General features: G+C 70.6%; 1 pseudogene. It reads right to left on the bottom strand.

From position 1 onward, the window contains the following. A pseudogene (locus AOG26_RS20815) lies at positions 1-568 on the bottom strand (glycosyl transferase family 51); the annotation flags it as partial.

The following is a 568-nucleotide window of genomic DNA, read 5'->3' on the forward strand; positions in this document are numbered from 1 at the left end:
GTGGCCAGCGACGGCACCAGGTGGGCGAAGGGGTAGCCCAGCCGCTCCCAGCGACGCTGGATCTCGGTGAAGGCCTCGGTCTCGAGCATGGTGCGGATGCGTGAGTCCCGGGCACCGCGGTGGCGGGTTCGGAACAGCCAGCCATAGACCTCCTGGCGCGCCTCGCGGCTGGCCCGCTCGGCATCGGCGTAGTCGGCGTCGGTGCGGTCGATGAGAAAGCCCACCAGCCACAGTTCCAGCGGGTGTACCCCGGCGATATAGCCCTGGTCTGAGAGGCCGAGGGTGCTGGGGTCGCTGCGCTCGTGCAGGGCGGTAAGGTCGAGATCGAGCCGCCGGTCGTCCAGGCGCTCGGCGAGGAAGGCGGTCAGGGCGATGGCGTCGCCTTCGGGGTAGAGGTAGCGGAAGACCGCGGCCAGGCGGCGGGCATCGGGCTTGAGGCCGCCGAGCAGGGCCTCCTGGCGTGCGCTGGTGTCGAGGTGGCGGTATTTGCGCCAGAAGCGCTGCAGGAAGACGCGCCCCTCGCGGTCGGCGAAGCTCGCCAGGTAGTCGAGGCGGCGCGGATCATCAT

Source organism: Pseudoalteromonas sp. UCD-33C (assembly GCF_001306895.1).
GTDB lineage: Bacteria > Pseudomonadota > Gammaproteobacteria > Enterobacterales > Alteromonadaceae > Pseudoalteromonas.